This is a genomic window from Legionella jordanis (assembly GCF_900637635.1).
In the GTDB taxonomy this organism is placed as follows: domain Bacteria; phylum Pseudomonadota; class Gammaproteobacteria; order Legionellales; family Legionellaceae; genus Tatlockia; species Tatlockia jordanis.
Genome location: NZ_LR134383.1, coordinates 1,385,100 through 1,402,685, shown reverse-complemented (window position 1 = coordinate 1,402,685; position 17,586 = coordinate 1,385,100). Strand labels below are relative to the sequence as shown.

The following is a 17,586-nucleotide window of genomic DNA, read 5'->3' as shown; positions in this document are numbered from 1 at the left end:
TATCAATTAACCTTCATGTACAATAAATTTTGCTTTCATCAGGGATATTTTCTCGCGTGGAAGCAATTGGACAACTGATTTAACTAGAATAAGGAAGTTATGATGAATGTCATTGAAACACAAGCCACATCTCAAAATTTAAAACAAGATCAAGGCCTTCAAGACTTGGTTTACAGCTTAGTAACCCGTTTTCTTGCCGAAAATAAAAATAAACCAATCGATGATCTCTATGACATGATTCTCTCTGAAGTTGAGCCCCCTCTTTTGCAAGCCGTTATGGAAAAACGTCGTGGCAACCAACTGCAAGCTGCCAAGATGCTTGGAATCAGCCGCGGCACCATTCGCAAAAAACTACAGCGCTATTTTGGCACTAAATATTTCCGCTTAACCGACGAGTAATTTCATTCATTGATTCCCATCCTCATACTTAATTTGCTAGGTATTGAGCCACATTTTGCTCTTCTTGACTGCTTTACAAGGTAAAGAGATAAGAAGAGCCATTTTTTTCAATTTCTTCATTAAGCAGCTAAGTTTGTATTCATATGAGACTTTGCGCAAGTTAGCCTTTAACCGTTGTGCGATTGTAATGTTTGTCTTCTTAGTGCGTTAATAGACTGCTTAGACGGATTGAACAGGATTTATGGGTCAGAATAATAGAGTAGGAAATAGACAAGCTTGTAATAGATGAGCCGGTTCACTCATCTATTACAAGAATTCGAGAAACTAGGCTTCCAACAGCAATCGATTAACACGGCTAACAAAATCGGCTGGATTGTCCAATTGTCCTCCCTCGGCCAAGACAGCTTGTTCGAAAAGCATAAACACCCATTCTGAAAAAAGGCTATCGTCTTGAACTGTGTGCAAGCGCTGGATTAATGCATGCTCTGGATTAATCTCAAATATTGGTTTTATCTCAGGAACTTTTTGACCTGCAGCTTGAAGAATTCGTTGCATTTCCAATCCCATATCATTTTCATCGGCGACAATACAAGCCGGAGAATTGGTTAAACGATTAGTAAGCTGTACCTCTTTAACCTTATCCCCTAACACTTCTTTAATATGCTTAAGCATAGGAGCTAAGGCTTCTTCCTGTTTTTTAATGTCTGAAGTGTCTTCAGTTTCGAGATCCACTTTGCCTTTGCTGATGGACTGTAACTGCTTGCCTTCAAATTCGCTTAAATAGTTGACAAGCCATTCATCGACACGATCAGTTAATAGTAAGACCTCAATGTCTTTCTTCTTAAAAATTTCAAGATGAGGGCTATTTTTGGCAGCGTTATAGCTTGAGGCGGTCAGATAATAAATTTTATCTTGTCCCTCTTTCATGCGAGAAACATAATCCATCAGTGATACATTTTGCTTTTCTGAATTGTTCTTTGTCGTTGTAAAGCGCAATAATTTAGCAATGACTTCACGATTGGCATAATCCTCGATGGGCCCTTCTTTAAGCACCAAACCAAACTCATTCCAAAAGCTTTGATATTTTTCAGGATCTTGCTGGCTTAATTTTTCAAGCATGGAAAGTACACGTTTGGTAGAAGCTGACTTGATTGCTTCTACTTGCTTATTCTCTTGTAAAATTTCACGAGAAACGTTCAAAGGTAAATCACTGGCATCAATGATTCCTTTAATAAAACGCAAATATCGCGGCAAAAATTGTGAGGCATCATCCATAATAAAAACACGTTTAACATAGAGCTTTAAACCGTGCTTCATATCTTGTTGCCACAAATCAAAGGGCGCATGCGATGGGATAAACAGCAAACTGATGTAGTCTTGTTTTCCTTCAACGTGATTATGGGACCAGATGAGTGGCTCCTGGAAATCATGGGATATGTGTTTGTAAAGCGCTTTGTAATCTTCGTCACTTATTTCAGATTTTTGCATGGTCCACAAGGCTGTGGCTTTATTGACGGTTTCATAACCCTCTTCAGGCTTATCTTCTTCATTTCTTTTCTTCATCACAATAGGCCAGCAAATGTGATCGGAATACTTGGTGATGATGCTTCGAAGTCTCCAGTCACTTAGAAATTCGTCCTCATCACTTTTCAAATGCAAAATTACTTCGGTGCCACGCTCAGCTCTCTTCTCCTGACCTATCGTAAATTCACCTTCTCCATTGGATTGCCATACAATACCGTCATCGGCGCTTAACCCTGCCTTACGGCTTTTAACAGTAACTCGGTCGGCAACAATAAAAGCTGAGTAGAAACCAACGCCAAATTGCCCAATTAAATGAGCATCCTTTGATTTCTCCCCAGTCAAATGACTCAAAAATTCTTTAGTTCCGGATTTCGCTATGGTTCCCAGATTCTCAACAGCTTCATCCCAACTCATGCCGATTCCATTATCTTTAATGCTGATGGTTTTATTTTTTTCATTAAAATCGACAGTAATTTGTAGATTTGAATCTCCCTCATATAAAGAAGAATCAGATAAAGCTAAGAAGCGCAATTTATCCAAGGCATCGGAAGCGTTTGAAATCAACTCTCGCAGAAATATTTCTTTATTAGAATAAAGTGAATGCACCACGAGATGTAGCATTTGCTTAACTTCAGTTTGAAAACCCATGGTTTGCTGCTTACTCACCATTTATAAATCTCCATGTTAAGGAAAGGAATAATCTTAATTTTCCCTATATGCGGCTTAACCCGGAAATTTCAAGGGTACAGGGAGAAATGGTATTAAAAATGCATTCAATTTCTAAATTGAATGTGGATCATTATTTACTCTAAGGATGGAGTAATGTTGGCAGGAAGCCTGTTTTTTCTATTGATTGGTATCATTGCTGCAATATTTGCTTATCGAAGAAGACCATCGACTTTAAGCCATGTTGCAAAAATCCTTTTTTATTTTTCCCTCCTTATTTTTGTAGTTTTGCTCTTTGCCTCGATTTTTTCCAATGCCCCGCCTCAGCCACATACCAGCGCGTTACCCATTTAACAGTTTTCAGCAAGAGAAAATCGTTGACTTAGGCTGTCAATCTAAGAGTTGCGGCGAATAAAAGCCCGATGCATATAGATCACTATTGGTTGGCTTACGCTGATTATCTTTCCTTGGCCATCAACAATTTGGATAACCAGTTTATGCGCACCTCGATTTACATTATCTAAAACAAAATAGCTTCCTGTCTGTGTGCAGTATATTTTATCATCGAGAAGAAGCTGCTGTTTATTCCTGAATAAAGGACGGCTTAAACGGCTTAAGACTATCAACCTACCTTGATTATTACGGATGGTTTCCTGATTTTTAGGCTGAAAAATTTCAACTTCATATCCCTGCTCTTTCTTGGATGGGGAAGGTGTTATCGATAAATTTTGTTTGTGTTGAACTGAATTGGACTTAGCCTCTGAGATTCCCAGGGCCTGGTTTGTAAAATCCTCCTGCCGAGAATCACTCAAATGAGTGACACCCTGGCTGTCAATCCACTTATAAATGCTAGCATTTAGGGAATTGGCAGCCAGAATAAAGACCGACACTAATAAAAACCGGGGCACAGTTATAAATTACAGACTGTAATACAGTTCAAACTCAATAGGATGTACCAGGCTACGAACTTGAGCTATTTCTGATTCTCGCAGTTCAATGTAGCTGTTAATGAAATCAGCACTAAACACATCCCCCTGGGTAAGGAACTCTTGATCTTGGCGCAAATGATAAACAGCCTGATCAAGAGAGTTACAGACAGTTGGTACGTCAACCAGCTCTTCTGGGGGTAAATCATACAAGTCTTTGTCCATAGCCTGCCCAGGATGGATTTTCTTTTGAATACCGTCAAGACCCGCCATTAACATCGCTGAAAAAGCCAGGTAAGGATTGGCCATCGGATCTGGGAAGCGGACTTCAATTCGTCGTCCCTTTGGATTGGATACATGAGGAATACGAATAGCCGCAGAGCGGTTTCTAGCTGAATAAGCCAATAACACGGGGGCCTCAAAACCAGGAACAAGCCGTTTATAGCTGTTTGTCGCTGGATTCGTAAATGCATTCAATGCGCGGGCGTGTTTGATAATCCCACCAATATAGTAAAGGGCTATATCCGATAAACCCGCATATTGATCGCCAGCAAACAGGTTAATACCATCTTTTACCAAAGACTGGTGGCAATGCATGCCATTGCCATTATCCCCCACGAGGGGCTTCGGCATAAAAGTAGCGGTTTTACCGTAATTGTGAGCGACATTATGCACGACGTATTTAATTAATTGCATCTCGTCGGCTTTTTTGCGGAGTGTATTAAATTTCGTAGCGACTTCACTTTGAGCAGTAGCTACTTCATGGTGATGGGCTTCTACAAAAATTCCCAATTCTTCGAGTGTTAAAGAAATAGCAGAACGAATGTCCTGTGATGAATCAACAGGGGGTACTGGGAAATATCCTCCTTTGACACCTGGCCTGTGACCGATATTGCCACCTGCTAAAGCCTCGCCAGAATTCCAATGACCTTCCAGTGAGTCAACTTTGTAAAAGGAACCACGTAAATTCGTTTCCCAGCGAACATCATCAAACAGGAAGAATTCAGGTTCGGGACCAAATAATGATTTATCGGCAATGCCAGTGGATTGCAGGTAAGCTTCTGCTCGTTGAGCAATGGAACGGGGATCTCGGTCATAACCCAACATGGTTTGCGGATCAACCACATCACAACGAATAATTAAGGTGTTGTCCTGGTAGAAAGGATCGAGTACAGCAGTTTCTAAATCAGGTATTAGGGCCAGATCGGATTGATGAATTTTTTGCCATCCTTTAATGGAGGAACCATCTATCATCTTGCCATTATCAAGCAGGTCTTCATCAATGGCAGAAACAGGGATGGTCACGTGCTGCTCCTTACCCCGAGTGTCCGTAAAGCGAAAATCAGCAAATTTAATGTCTTGCTCTTTAATTGTTGCAAAGAGCTTAGCCTTAGCGCTTTGCGATTCAAATTCTTTGCCTTTATCCATTTTTTGGTCTCCTAGATTAGCCGTCGTTAGTCTACCTTAAGTGACTTACGAAACCCAATAGATTAAACTCATTTATCCTTAAAAACTTATGAACTCATTATGGGCGCGTATCACTATCAAGCGCTAAACAAAACAGGAAACACCACGAAAGGCATCATTGAAGCTGACTCTGAACGCCATGCCCGTCAATTATTGCGTGAACGTGGAATGATTCCCACCCAGATTCGCACCCTAGCCAAACCACTGCAATCGCGGCACAGGGACAAAATATCGTCTCAAGATTTAGCATTATTGACTCGCCAATTGGCCACACTTCTTGCCGCAGGCATTCCAGTTGAAGAATCATTGCGCGGTGTCAGCGAACAAACTGAAAAAGATAAGGTACGTGAATTAATTATAGGCGTTCGTGCCAAAGTCGTGGAGGGCTATGCCCTAGCTCAAGCTATGGGTGAATTTCCGAACGCTTTTCCAGAACTATACCGAGCCACGGTCGGGGCAGGAGAGCAAACAGGACGCCTTGATTTGGTTTTAGAAAAATTAGCCGATTACACTGAAAATCAGCAAGAAACGAAACAAAAAATTCAACAGGCACTCATTTATCCATCATTGATGGTAATCGTCTCCACAGCCATTATAAGTTTTTTATTGGCTTTTGTTGTTCCCAAAATTATTGAGGTGTTTACAACGAGCGGACAGTCACTTCCTCAGATGACTACGGTGCTGATTCACATCAGCAATTTTTTAAAATCTTATGGTTTGTATGTGTTATCCGGCCTGGTTCTTTGTTTTTTAGTATTTAAACGCAGCTTAAAAAACCAAAGTATACGAATGGGTTGGCATAAAATATTATTAAAGTTACCAATCGTTTCTTATCTGGTAAAATCGGTCAATGTCGCGCGTTACATCCATACCTTTGGGATTTTGTTCGCCGCAGGAGTGAGTGTTCTTGAGACCATGCGTGTGTCAGCTAGCCTTTTAACCAACCTGGTTATGCGAAGTGCTTTTGACCAAGCCACTGGTCGTGTCCGGGAAGGGACAGCGATTCATCAAGCATTGAAGGACACTGGATTTTTAAGCCCCATGGCAACCCATCTTATCGCTAGTGGAGAAAAGAGTGGGCAAATTGCCACTATGATGGAGCGAGCCGCGTCGCATTTGGACAGTGAGGTAAAACGTTTAATAGATACTGCTTTAACCTTGCTTGAGCCCATGGTGATTTTATTCATGGGAGCTGTTGTGTTGTTCATTGTATTGGCAACTCTTTTGCCGATATTTTCAATGGAGCAATTGGTTAGTTAATTTAGTAGGAGTTTTAGATGGGTAAACAATCTGGCTTTTCTCTCATAGAAATTATGGTCGTGGTGGTAATCCTTGGCATTCTCGCCTCGATTGTAGTACCGAAGATCATCAGCCGGCCTGATGAAGCACGAGTAGTCAAAGCCAAGCAGGACGTCTTGGCCATTCAAAACGCGCTCGATCTGTACAAACTTGATAATGGAGTCTATCCAAGCACGGATCAGGGTTTAGTGGCTCTAGTCCAGAAACCAACGACCAATCCAGTTCCAAGAGATTGGAAGCAATACCTCCAGGCGCTGCCCAAGGATCCCTGGGGTCGCGATTATCTATATCTTAATCCCGGTGAGCATGCGGAAGTGGACGTGTTTACTTTGGGTGCGGATGGCCAGCCCGGCGGAACGGGAATTAATGCCGAAATAGGCAACTGGAATGCGCGCTAGGGGTTTTAGTTTAATTGAAATTCTGGTGGTGCTGATTATTATTAGCATCACCATAGGTTTTGCCCTATTATCTTTTGGGGATTTTGGTGCTTCTCGACGAGCAGTCGTTGCGGCTGAGCAATTTTCCAATTATCTCAAACTGGTAGAACAGCAAGCCGTGTTGGAAATGAATACGCTTGGCGTGACCATTCGCTCTAATGGCTACCAAACTTTTCGATTTCAAAATAACAATTGGCAAACAATGCCTGAAAAAAGCCTATTTCATTTCCAATTGTTTCCAAAGCATGTCGTCGTGCGTTTTGAAAAAAATTATAAATCCAATGCAAAAAATCCAGACATCATCATTAATCCCTCTGGTGAATTAACAGCCTTTGTCTTAAATTTTGGTACGGAAAAAAAACCAGTTTTGGTAAGTTTAGTGAGCAGTCGCAATGGAGACTTAAGCTTGAGTTTTTCGAAATGAAATCAAATAGTAAGGTCAGCAGAGTAATTCAATCTTCAGGTTTTACCTTAATCGAAGTTCTCCTTGCTTTAGCTATTATCAGTATTGCTTTAACTGCGCTCATGCGCGCTACAGCCCAGAATGTCGCGAATACCCAAAGAATAAAAGAAAAAACAATCAGTCATCTGGTTGCTATGCAAGGAGTAGCCATGGTGCAGCTCGGTTTGCTCACGCCAAGTCAAAGCCAAATTATTACTCAAAGTACTACGCTCCTTGGAGAGCGTTGGTATTGGCGAGTCAAGGCGAATCCGACAAAAATCAAATCGGTAGAGGAAATCACCATTACTTTGAGTAAAAATCAAGCTGGACCCTATGGGAGTCCTTTAACTGCATTTCGTTACCATCATGAATAAACTACGAGGTTTTACTTTACTAGAAATTTTAATTGCGCTTTCGGTATTTGCCATTTTGGCAACGATCACTTCCTCTGTCTTATATTACGCATTCAACAGCCGTGCCCGTGTTAATCAACAAGCCGATCGCCTAAATACCTTACAGTCGTCTTTAATTTTGATTCAAAGGGATAGCACACAAGCCCTGCCAAGGGCAGTAAGAGGTGATGAAATGCATCTCTTTCCTGCCTTTATAGGCCAACCTCAATATTTCGAATTGACTAAACTGGGATTAGCAAACCCTTTAGCCCAGGATAAACGCAGCCATTTACAACGAGTGGCTTATCTTTGCCGCGATGGCATGCTGCTACGACGGAGTTGGCTCGTGTTGGATGCGGTTCACCGTAGAGAGCAATTTGAAGAAAAGATCTTGCTCAACAATTTAACGGCTTGTCATTTTGCTTACTTAAACCAGACCTTACAGGTTTTGCCAGAATGGAGAGAGAATGCTTTACAACAAAACCAGCGCGCGGAGCCCTTGCCCAAAGCAATCCAATTCAATTTAAATCTAAGGGACTGGGGTGAGTTAATTTTTTTAAGTGTGATCCCAGGAGCTGTTTATGTTGAACAATAGCTCATGGCAGAAAGGCAGTGCCCTCATTTCAGCATTGTTTATTATGACCCTGGTGGCTATTGCTGCCACAGCAATGACTACACGATTGCAAGTAGATATTTACAGAACTCGTCTCAGCATATTGAGCGACAAGCTCTATCTGGCCTCACAAGCCGTACCTTTTTGGGCTATGAATGAATTAACCGAAGGAAGGAATAAATTTCTTGTGGCGGATAAATTCGGTAAAGTTCTTGATTTCCCCCCCCAATTAAAATCCATTTATCCTGAGGTCATGCTCAAAGGCAGTTTATTTGACTTGCAATCCCGTTTTAATTTAAACAATTTGGCGGATAAACGGTATCAATTAGCATTTTTAAAACTTTTAAATTCAATTCCAACAACAATGAACCCTTCGGATAAACAAGCTTTGGTTCTAGCCATTCGCCACTGGATAAGCCCTTATCAGCCCGGACGTGGAAGCGATGAGTTTGTCAGTTACTACTTACAGCAAAAACCCGCCTACTATCCAAGCCAGCAGTTATTTCAGCATATTTCTGAGCTGAGATTAATTAGGGGAGTAGATGCAAAATTATTTATGAGTTTAAGTAATTATTTAACTGCTCTGCCGGAGATTACTCCCATCAATATCAATACCGCGCCGCCGCAAATTTTAGCTACGCTCGGTGCTGGTTTAAACGACACCCAGGTTAAAGAAATTCTAACGGCAAGAGGTACAGAAGGAATAAAAAAACTGGAGGAAATATCTCCTTTGTTAGAAAAATTAAATATTCGCCGCGAACACATTAGTATTGAAAGCCAATATTTTTTATGCATCACAGAGGTATCTCATCCGGATTTAAACTTAACGGCTTATACGCTACTTAAACGCACGAAAGATAAAAAAGGTAGGGTATCGGTGACAATTATTGCCGAAAGCTTAAATTCATTATGAATCAGTTTATAAGAATAGACTCGGCTGAAAAAAGGACAAATATATGCCAAATACTGAAACAAAACCATGCATCATAGATTCAATCATTTCAAAACAGGAGAATGCCTATCTCATTTTTGAAGATGCACACTTTATCGCGTTTCTCGATCATCGCCCCTTGTTTCCAGGCCATACCCTTCTTGCCCCTAAGAAACATACTCAAACCTTAACAGAGCTTGACGATGATTTGATAGCACCGCTATTTTTGTTAACTAAACGTATGGCTAAAGCCGTGGAGAGTGCCATGGAGGCTCACGGCAGTTTTGTTGCGATGAATAATGTAGTAAGTCAAAGTATTCCTCATTTGCACATTCATATTGTGCCGCGGAATAAAGGAGATGGATTAAAAGGTTTTTTCTGGCCTAGAACCAAATATAAAGATGAAGGGCATATTCTTGAAACTCAGCAAAAGATTCGCAATTGCTTAAGTGCATACCTTTAGTTTAAGCATTTTCGAGCATTTTCAATTGTTGTTTTAATGCATAGGTGGCTGCTTCAATATTGATGTAATTTCTCTTTGCAAAATAATAGGAAAGTGAACCATCATCCCTTGCATGATTTGATTGCAGAGCCACGTTAAATTTTAAGCGTTTTAATCTTCTAAATTCCTGATGTTTCGTTACAAAATAGAAATTTCTATAGCTGGAACAGCGAACGTAATTCAACGACTTGGCATCTTTTGCCATAGAATGATGAGGAAGATACTCTTTCAGTGAATAGCCACGGTTGTTGTGTACTGCAATCACTTTACCCTTCGGAATGAGTTTGACAATTGTTCTAGCCAGTTTTTTCACTTCGCGATGTGCACCAGTGGAGTAGTTTCCGAATTGTTTGAGGGTTTTTTTTATGCCCACATCTGTAAAAATACGATTGGGATCAAACTCATAACGCACTTTATTTAAGTGAAACACGACATTGCGATTACCAGAATGTCTAAGGGTAATTAAAGTACCCCCTTTTCGTTTGACATAAATTTTTGCCGCCTCAAGTGCCGTTCGCTCATTTTCATGCAAATGAACCAGAGTCTTGCCATGACCTTTTTGTTTGATGATGTGAACTTTTGCATCACCCAATTTGACTGTATATGTCTCGGCATGAAGCCAAGTACAAGCCAAACAAAGAAGATAAACAAAATATTTCATGGGGGAACAAATGCTTATAGGCAATGAACAAACATTATACTGCATCGCAATTTGAAATGGCAACTTCTCAAAAGGAGAAGAATCCGCTAATCTAAGGCTGTCAAATAGACACAGCAAGGACCCGCGTATGAATAAATCCTGTATGCGTTGCTATATCTCTGGCAAAGTTCAAGGCGTGTGGTTTCGAGCCTCTGCGCAAGACGAAGCCCTCAAATTAGGGATCACAGGTTGGGCTCGTAATTTACCAGACGGGCGAGTTGAAATTTTAGCTTGTGGCGATCAGCAACATCTAGAACAATTTGAGGCTTGGCTAAAAAAAGGACCACCACGCGCCGAGGTAACAAATTATAGCCGAGAAAGTTTAGCTTGGCAGGAATATCACGGTTTCGAAACCTTATAAAGCCAAATTAGCTATTTTGATAATGCCGTTTTTGGCTTTCTCATTTGATCATACAGTTGATCGCCAATGGCTTTTTGCTGGGGAGACAGAGAACTTTCTAACCGAGACAAATCTTTCGCTGCTTGTGGATTGTTGTTATTGGCAGCCACTTTTAACCACGCATAAGCCTTACTTAAATCCTTATTTACTCCTAAACCTGACAGATAAAGATAACCCAATTTCCCTTGAGCCATAGCATTGCCTTGATCGGCTGCTTTCCCGAACCAATAAGCGGCTTGTTGATAATCCTTTTCAATTCCCGTACCACTCAAAAGGAGCTGACCATACTCTGCTTGGGCTTGTGCATTACCTTGCTCGGCAGAGGCATGGAACCAATAAGCAGCTTTTTCCGAATCCTGCTCAACCCCTAGACCTTTTAAATACTGGTAAGCCAAATAAGCTTGCGCATTTTGGTGTCCCTGATTGGCTGCATTTGCAAACCAATAGGCGGACAAACGTGGATTTGGGGCAACACCATATTTCCCGGTATAAAGCAAGCCTAAGCTGTATTGTCCTTTGGCATCACCTTGTTCAGCCGCTTTCTCATACCAATAAAGAGCTTTATCAATATTTTTAGCTACACCATAACCCATCATGTATTGATAGCCTAAATTAACCTGGGCTCGAGCATAACCTTGTTCTGCAGATTTTTTAAACCATTCAAAGGCCTTTGTCTCACTGGCTTCTACACCATCCCCAACTGCATACATTAAACCCACATTTCTTTGAGCTATAGAATTTCCTTGTTGTGCTGCCCTCATGTACCAAGAAAAAGCTTGCTGAAAATCCTGTTTGACCCCCTGGCCGTTATCATAGAGAAAACCCAAGCTTAACTGGGCTAAGGCATTATTTTTATCGGCGGCCTTTTGATACCATTCCCTGGCTTTGGCGTCGTCGTGTATAACTCCATAACCGTATTGATACATCCGTCCTAGTAAATACATGGCGTCAGCATTCCCATCTGTTGCCGCTTGCACCAAATGAGGGTAGGCTGTGGTGTAATCACCATTTTCGTAAGCTGAAAATCCAACAATTGCATCAGCGAAAGCAGATTGAATGAACAACAGCGCAGCAATGAAAAAAGTGGTCCGCATTCAAACTCCTCTAAACACCTTCTATTAAAAGCGTAGAATATTCTGCAAGGCAAAGCCAAATTTTAGTCAATTGACTTTCATCCAACCTACTTCTTGACCACCCTGGAAGCAAGCTACAATCAAGTTAAGAGACTCACAAAGGTGAAATAATGCGGATTGGATTGATCTCTCACCCCGATTGTTATTTGCATGAGATGGGCGTATCCCATCCAGAACAACCGGCCCGTTTGGCATATATTGACAAAGCGGTTTTAAATTCTGATTTGAATATCACTTATTATGAAGCCCCGCTTGCAAAACGACAGCATCTGATTCGTGCCCATCAGCAGGAATATGTCGATTTGATCTTCAATATAATCCCCTCTGAAGGATTTATTGCTCTTGATCCTGACGTATTGATGAGTCCCTACTCGCTGAATGCGGCTCTTAGGGCAGCTGGCTCTGCCATTTACGCTGTGGAATTGGTGATCAAGCAGGAAAAGGATCTTATCTTTTGCAATGTGCGTCCCCCAGGTCATCATGCCGAAAAAAACAAAGCGATGGGATTTTGTATTTTCAATAACATCGCGGTCGGTGCAGCCCATGCCTTGGAAGAATTTGGCCTAAGGCGCGTCGCAATTATAGATTTTGATGTTCATCATGGGAATGGAACTGAAAATATTTTTTACAATGATGAGCGGGTCCTATATTGCTCGACTTTTGAGCATCCTTTTTATCCCTTTTCCGGTGCTGATACAAGAAAAAATCATATAATCAATATTCCCCTTCCCGCAAACACGTCCGGGGCTCTTTATCGTGAAGCGGTCGCAACAAAATGGTTTAAGTCCCTCGAAGAGTTTGCTCCAGAAATGATTTTTATTTCAGCAGGGTTTGATGCTTATTATAAAGATCCTCTCGCTCACCTGCTTCTTAAGGAGGAAGATTATTTTTGGTTAAGTCAACACATCAAACGAATTGCCGATAAAGTATGTGACGGTCGTATTGTATCCATACTCGAGGGAGGCTATGATTTGGAAGGATTAGGTTCCTGTGTTGTTGCCCACCTCAAAGGACTTTCCAAACCAGCCATTAATCCATCACTATAACTGCTGCACCTGTAAATCGGCCATGGCGCAAATCATCCAAAGCTTGATTGACCTCTTCTAAAGGATAAGAATGAATTTCTGTTTTTATTGGAATTTTAGGGGCCAACTCCAAAAACTCCTCACCATCCTTACGTGTGAGATTGGCAACAGAACATAACGTCCTTTCCCCCCATAAGATTGCATAGGGAAAGCTTGGAATGTCGCTCATGTGAATTCCCGCACAAACCACAGTTCCACCTTTATCAACAGCCTTCAAGGCAACTGGCACCAAACCACCAACAGGAGCAAAAATAATAGCGGCATCCACTAAATCAGGAGCAACCTCGTCTGAACCGCCAGCCCAGACTGCGCCGAGCTGATAGGCAAATTGTTGAGCTGATTTATCACCAGGACTGGTAAAAGCATAGACCACTTTTTTTTGATACTTAGCCACTTGAACAAGAATGTGTGCTGCCGCACCAAAACCATAAAAGCCAAGGCGCTTTGCCTGAGCTGTCTTCAGGAGAGCCCGATAGCCAATAAGGCCAGCACAAATAACGGTGCAGCTTGCTCATTCGGATAGGCATCAGGAATTGGAAAGCAAAAACGTGCATCGGCAATGCAATATTCTGCAAACCCACCATCCAGCTGATAACCTGTAAATTGAGCTTGATCACAAAGATTTTCACGGCCGGACCTGCAAAATTTACAAATTCCACAGCTGCCACCAAGCCATGGAACCCCTACCCGTTGTCCTTTTTTAAAATGCCTTACTTCCCTGCCTGACTCCTCTACCACACCAACGATTTGATGACCGGGTACAATGGGCAATTTCGGATGAGGCAATTCGCCATCTACGACATGTAAATCTGTCCGACAAATGCCACAAGCCTTTACCCGTATCAATAGTTGATGTTCATTCGGCTTTGGAATGTCTCGAGACTCGAGTTTTAAAGGATGATGAAGTCGCTCAAGTACCATTGCTCGCATGATTTATCCTTGCTGCATGAATCCCATTGCTTTTATTGTAGCGGATAAACCAATCAATCAGGTGGGTTACCTAACTTGAGAATAGGCTGAGTCATAGCTTGAATTCACCTAACTCAGCCTGATTTGGGTTAAATTGCTTCAAAAACGGCAGCAGCTCCCATGCCAGTTCCGATACACATTGTAACCATCCCGTATTTACCTTTTGTGCGTCGTAAACCATGCAGCAGGGTCGCTGCCCGAATTGTTCCAGTAGCTCCTAAGGGATGTCCTAAGGCGATTGCTCCGCCTAAAGGGTTTACTTTATCTCTTGGGAAGTCCAAAGTTTTAATGACTGCTAAAGCTTGAGCTGCGAATGCCTCGTTAAGCTCGATCCAATCCATTTGATCTAGAGTTAAACCGGCGCGCTTTAAAGCCAAAGGAACCGCATTGATTGGACCAATTCCCATTACTTCTGGTGCAACACCCGCTACAGCATAACCTCGCAGGCGACCAATGGGTTGCAAATCGAAACGTTTAACGGCTTCTTCACTTGCCAACAAAGCAATCCCTGCTCCATCGCTCGTCTGGGAGCTATTGCCGGCAGTGACAGTCCCCTTTGCTGCAAAAACAGGTTTTAGCTTGGAAATAACCTCATAAGAGGTATCAGCACGAGGCCCCTCATCGTCACTCACCATTTTCTTTTTACTGATCACTTCTGAACTATTTAAATCAGCATGTCTTATAGTAATTTCTACAGGGACAATCTCGTCTTTAAAATCCCCTCGCTGTTGAGCAGCAACAGCTCGACGGTGGCTTTCAGCTGCGAATTCATCTTGCTGTTCGCGACTGACCTCCCAACGTTTAGCAACATTTTCTGCAGTAATTCCCATTCCGAAAGCAATGGCCACGTTTTCATCTGTAAAGATTTTAGGGTTCGCCGTGTATTTGTTGCCTCCAAGAGGAACCATGGACATGCTTTCCACTCCTCCTGCCAGAGCCATTGAGATGTCCCCATGACCAATGGAAGCCGCGGCAGTGACAATACTTTGTACACCAGAAGAACAGAAGCGATTGATAGTCATCGCTGGAACGCATTGAGGCATGCCTGCCAGCAATGAGGCGATTCGCGCCACATTCATTCCCTGTTCCGCTTCTGGCATCGCACAACCAATCACTACATCGCCAATTTCTTCCCAATCCACAGATTGATTACGCTGCATTAAGGAGCGAATGGCATGCGCCAGTAAATCATCCGGCAAAGTGTGTCTGAAAACACCGCGTGGAGCTTTTCCAACTGGGGTACGCAACACATCAACTACATATACATTTGTCATTGTTAAGTCTCCTAATTGCGCAATGGCTTGCCGGTTTCCAATAGATGAGCGATTCGAGCCTGCGACAAAGGATTAGCTGCTAAGGCCATAAATGCTTCCCGCTCACGATGAAGCATCCACTCTTCATCGACCATCTCCCCTTGATTCACATTGCCCCCACAAAGCACTTCTGCCAAATGATTGGCCAAAATGTAATCGTGCTGGGAAATAAATCCTCCCTCTAACCAATTTACAAGGCCAGCCTGCAAACGGGCATGCCCTTCTCGGCCTGCCACTTTAAATCGGCCTTTTAAAGGAGCTTGATAATTTAAGGCCTGCATCATTTGGACTTGTTTTAAAGCCACAAAGAGAACTTCATTCGAATTCATCACCCATCGATCGCATTCACGTAAAAATCCTTTTTGACGAGCCTCTGCGGCACTGCCAGCTACCTGTGCAGTTGCAATTTGTTGAAAATAAGGTTGTATAAAAAGCAAGAGATCAGCGTCTTTAGCTTGCTGAGCGGCTCTCAAGGACATTTCCTTACACCCCCCGCCTGCTGGAATTAGTCCAACCCCTGCTTCTACCAAGCCTGGATAGGATTCAAATGCGGCTACTACAGCATCACAATGCATCATAAGCTCACAACCTCCGCCTAAGGCACGCCCTCGAAGAGCTGCTACAGTTGGAATGCTTGAATATTTCAATCGCATGGCAACGGCTTGAAATTGGCGTATCATCGCATCCAAGGCATCCAATTTATTTTGCTGGATTAGTGACGCAACACCCCTTAAATCAGCACCAGAGCTAAAATTATTAGCATCATGTTGATAAATTATGAGCCCCTTGCAGTCTTGCTCTGCTTTATCGATGGCTTGCTCCAGCCCATCAAGAACTGCCTGTCCAATGGTATTTGCCTTACTCTTAAAGCTGACTACGGCAACATCGTCATTTAATAACCACAAATTCACCCCATCATTTTCAAATAAAGAAGGCATGTAGGGCATTTTTTCTTTGGCAACCCGATCAGGGAAAATCTGACGGTCATACACTGGAAGCTTGCTTCGTGCTACATAATCATTTTGTTCCGGTGAATAAGCGCCTTCATCTTTATAAAAGGAAGTAACATGGCTTAACCACTGAGGCAATTGGGCTTGACTTAATGTTTCGTGATTGGTTCTTGCCTTTTCAATAGTTGCCAGCATGACGGAAACGCCTGCGCCCTCCCAAGTTTCAAAAGGCCCTTGTTGCCAGCCAAATCCCCAACGGATTGCTAAATCCACATCTCGAACACTGTGGGCAATTTCTTGTAAGTGATAGGCTGAATAATGAAACAAATCGCGATAGCAAGCCATTAAGAAGCGCGCTTGTTTATCAGCAGAGGCAGCAAGTTGTTGCATCCGCTGTGACAAATCTGCGGTTTTCATAATGGTTTTGACTTCTTCGCTCACCTCACCTTTTGCAGGGCGATACGTTTTTGAATTGAGATCATAGACTTCAATAATTTTACCATTTTTGCGGTAAATGCCCTGGCCAGTCTTTTGACCCAGATGACCTTCCTTGATCAAAGATTGCAGCCATTCTGGTAATTTAAAATGAGGGTGCCAAGGATCATCCCCAAGTTGCTCTTGCATGGTGTGAACTACGTGAAGCATGGTGTCAAGACCGACAACATCCATGGTTCTAAACGTCGCCGATTTAGGACGGCCGAGCAAGGGGCCTGTTAAGGCATCCACTTCATCCAAGCCTAAATTCATGGCTTCAGCATGATGAAGAGTAGCTAGCAAAGAAAACACCCCTATGCGATTGGCAATGAAGTTAGGGGTGTCTTTTGCTCGTATAACCCCTTTGCCTAAGCGGCGAGTCAACCAGGTCTCCAACTCATCCAATAAGGCAGGCTCAGTAGTGTCTGCCGGTATTAATTCTGCTAAATGCATGTATCTGGGAGGATTAAAAAAGTGCACGCCGCAAAATCGCGAGCGTTGAGCCTCGGGTAAAACACCGCTTAATGTATTGATGCTCAAACCGGAAGTGTTACTGACCAAAATAGTCTTTTTATTTAAATAGGGGGCTATTTTCTGATAGAGATCTTCTTTCCAATCCAAACGTTCAGCAATGGCTTCAATAATTAAATCACAATCCGCCAAAGCTTGCAGATTTTCTTCATAGTTTTGAGCTTTTAAGAAACTGGCTGTGTGAGGCGTGGCTAACGGGCTTGGTTTTAATTTACTTAAATTGCTGATGGCCTTTTCAACCAAGGCATTGCTGCCTCCCTCTTTGGCTGCCAAATCAAACAACAAGGTTTCTATGCCGGCATTCACGCAATGCGCTGCAATTTGCGCACCCATCACCCCGGCACCGAGAACCGCTACTTTCTTTATGAAAAAAGGTTCCTGCATGATTTCCTATCCTCTAAATGTGGCCACCAGCAATGTAATTGGTGATCCT

18 protein-coding genes and 1 pseudogene are annotated in these 17,586 nt (G+C 42.4%); 11 read left to right on the top strand and 8 right to left on the bottom strand.

Translation table 11 applies throughout. The features are described from left to right. Positions 1-102 precede the first annotated feature (102 nt). Positions 103-399 carry a helix-turn-helix domain-containing protein gene (locus EL203_RS06270; protein WP_058469980.1) on the top strand — a complete coding sequence of 99 codons (297 nt, stop codon included), beginning with the start codon at positions 103-105 and terminating at the stop codon, positions 397-399. Positions 400-723: 324 nt separating this feature from the next. On the opposite strand, the gene htpG is transcribed toward EL203_RS06270, so the two are convergent. After that, entirely contained in the window at positions 724-2,592 is a 1,869-nt protein-coding gene (htpG, locus tag EL203_RS06265; RefSeq protein ID WP_058469981.1) for a molecular chaperone HtpG, read from the bottom strand. A 153-nt stretch (positions 2,593-2,745) separates the two neighbouring features. Here htpG and EL203_RS06260 point away from each other — a divergent pair, with 153 nt between their 5' ends. Further along, a complete protein-coding gene (locus EL203_RS06260) occupies positions 2,746-2,943 on the top strand; it encodes a DUF1328 domain-containing protein (RefSeq protein WP_058469982.1) in 198 nt (65 codons plus the stop codon). A gap of 41 nt (positions 2,944-2,984) precedes the next feature. On the opposite strand, the gene EL203_RS06255 is transcribed toward EL203_RS06260, so the two are convergent. Continuing rightward, positions 2,985-3,479: a DUF4124 domain-containing protein gene (locus EL203_RS06255; protein WP_162262728.1), complete on the bottom strand. Its 495-nt coding sequence runs from the start codon at positions 3,477-3,479 to the stop codon at positions 2,985-2,987. Between the two features lie 27 nt (positions 3,480-3,506). Next, positions 3,507-4,943 (bottom strand): type I glutamate--ammonia ligase, encoded by a 1,437-nt coding sequence (gene glnA, locus EL203_RS06250; protein WP_058469984.1) that lies wholly within the window; start codon positions 4,941-4,943, stop codon positions 3,507-3,509. Between the two features lie 99 nt (positions 4,944-5,042). Here glnA and lspF point away from each other — a divergent pair, with 99 nt between their 5' ends. From lspF to EL203_RS06215, 7 genes are read left to right on the top strand one after another with little or no spacing between them, the layout of a single operon-like run. Further along, positions 5,043-6,242 (top strand): GspF family T2SS innner membrane protein variant LspF, encoded by a 1,200-nt coding sequence (lspF, locus tag EL203_RS06245; protein WP_058469985.1) that lies wholly within the window; start codon positions 5,043-5,045, stop codon positions 6,240-6,242. Between the two features lie 17 nt (positions 6,243-6,259). After that, positions 6,260-6,679, top strand: coding sequence for a GspG family T2SS major pseudopilin variant LspG (lspG, locus tag EL203_RS06240; protein WP_058469986.1), 420 nt, complete (start codon positions 6,260-6,262; stop codon positions 6,677-6,679). After that, the gene (gene gspH, locus EL203_RS06235; protein WP_058469987.1) at positions 6,669-7,142 is read left to right on the top strand and encodes a type II secretion system minor pseudopilin GspH; all 474 of its coding nucleotides are present in this window, start codon (positions 6,669-6,671) and stop codon (positions 7,140-7,142) included. Before lspG ends, gspH begins: the two co-directional genes overlap by 11 nt. After that, complete coding sequence (gspI, locus tag EL203_RS06230; protein WP_058469988.1) at positions 7,139-7,534, top strand: type II secretion system minor pseudopilin GspI; 396 nt, start codon at positions 7,139-7,141, stop codon at positions 7,532-7,534. The genes gspH and gspI overlap by 4 nt, the downstream gene beginning before the upstream one ends. Continuing rightward, positions 7,527-8,147 carry a GspJ family T2SS minor pseudopilin variant LspJ gene (gene lspJ, locus EL203_RS06225; RefSeq protein ID WP_058469989.1) on the top strand — a complete coding sequence of 207 codons (621 nt, stop codon included), beginning with the start codon at positions 7,527-7,529 and terminating at the stop codon, positions 8,145-8,147. The genes gspI and lspJ overlap by 8 nt, the downstream gene beginning before the upstream one ends. Continuing rightward, positions 8,134-9,078: a type II secretion system minor pseudopilin GspK gene (gene gspK, locus EL203_RS06220; RefSeq protein WP_058469990.1), complete on the top strand. Its 945-nt coding sequence runs from the start codon at positions 8,134-8,136 to the stop codon at positions 9,076-9,078. The genes lspJ and gspK overlap by 14 nt, the downstream gene beginning before the upstream one ends. Before the next feature lie 43 nt (positions 9,079-9,121). After that, complete coding sequence (locus tag EL203_RS06215) at positions 9,122-9,559, top strand: HIT family protein (RefSeq protein WP_058469991.1); 438 nt, start codon at positions 9,122-9,124, stop codon at positions 9,557-9,559. A gap of 1 nt (position 9,560) precedes the next feature. Here EL203_RS06215 and EL203_RS06210 read toward each other — a convergent pair whose 3' ends face one another. Next, entirely contained in the window at positions 9,561-10,259 is a 699-nt protein-coding gene (locus EL203_RS06210; RefSeq protein WP_058469992.1) for a hypothetical protein, read from the bottom strand. 127 nt (positions 10,260-10,386) lie between these two features. On the opposite strand from EL203_RS06210, the gene EL203_RS06205 reads away from it, so the two are divergent. Continuing rightward, positions 10,387-10,659, top strand: coding sequence for an acylphosphatase (locus tag EL203_RS06205; RefSeq protein WP_058469993.1), 273 nt, complete (start codon positions 10,387-10,389; stop codon positions 10,657-10,659). Positions 10,660-10,670: 11 nt separating this feature from the next. Here EL203_RS06205 and EL203_RS06200 read toward each other — a convergent pair whose 3' ends face one another. After that, positions 10,671-11,792 carry an SEL1-like repeat protein gene (locus EL203_RS06200; RefSeq protein ID WP_058469994.1) on the bottom strand — a complete coding sequence of 374 codons (1,122 nt, stop codon included), beginning with the start codon at positions 11,790-11,792 and terminating at the stop codon, positions 10,671-10,673. A 149-nt stretch (positions 11,793-11,941) separates the two neighbouring features. Here EL203_RS06200 and EL203_RS06195 point away from each other — a divergent pair, with 149 nt between their 5' ends. Further along, positions 11,942-12,877 (top strand): histone deacetylase family protein, encoded by a 936-nt coding sequence (locus EL203_RS06195; RefSeq protein ID WP_058469995.1) that lies wholly within the window; start codon positions 11,942-11,944, stop codon positions 12,875-12,877. On the opposite strand, the pseudogene EL203_RS06190 reads toward EL203_RS06195, so the two are convergent. The 3 genes and pseudogenes from EL203_RS06190 to EL203_RS06180 form a co-directional block, all read right to left on the bottom strand. Next, a pseudogene (locus tag EL203_RS06190) lies at positions 12,861-13,846 on the bottom strand (zinc-dependent alcohol dehydrogenase family protein). The gene EL203_RS06195 and the pseudogene EL203_RS06190 overlap by 17 nt on opposite strands. A gap of 128 nt (positions 13,847-13,974) precedes the next feature. Next, positions 13,975-15,159: an acetyl-CoA C-acyltransferase gene (locus tag EL203_RS06185; protein ID WP_058469996.1), complete on the bottom strand. Its 1,185-nt coding sequence runs from the start codon at positions 15,157-15,159 to the stop codon at positions 13,975-13,977. A gap of 11 nt (positions 15,160-15,170) precedes the next feature. After that, positions 15,171-17,537, bottom strand: coding sequence for a 3-hydroxyacyl-CoA dehydrogenase/enoyl-CoA hydratase family protein (locus EL203_RS06180; RefSeq protein WP_058469997.1), 2,367 nt, complete (start codon positions 17,535-17,537; stop codon positions 15,171-15,173). Between the last annotated feature and the right edge of the window lie 49 nt (positions 17,538-17,586).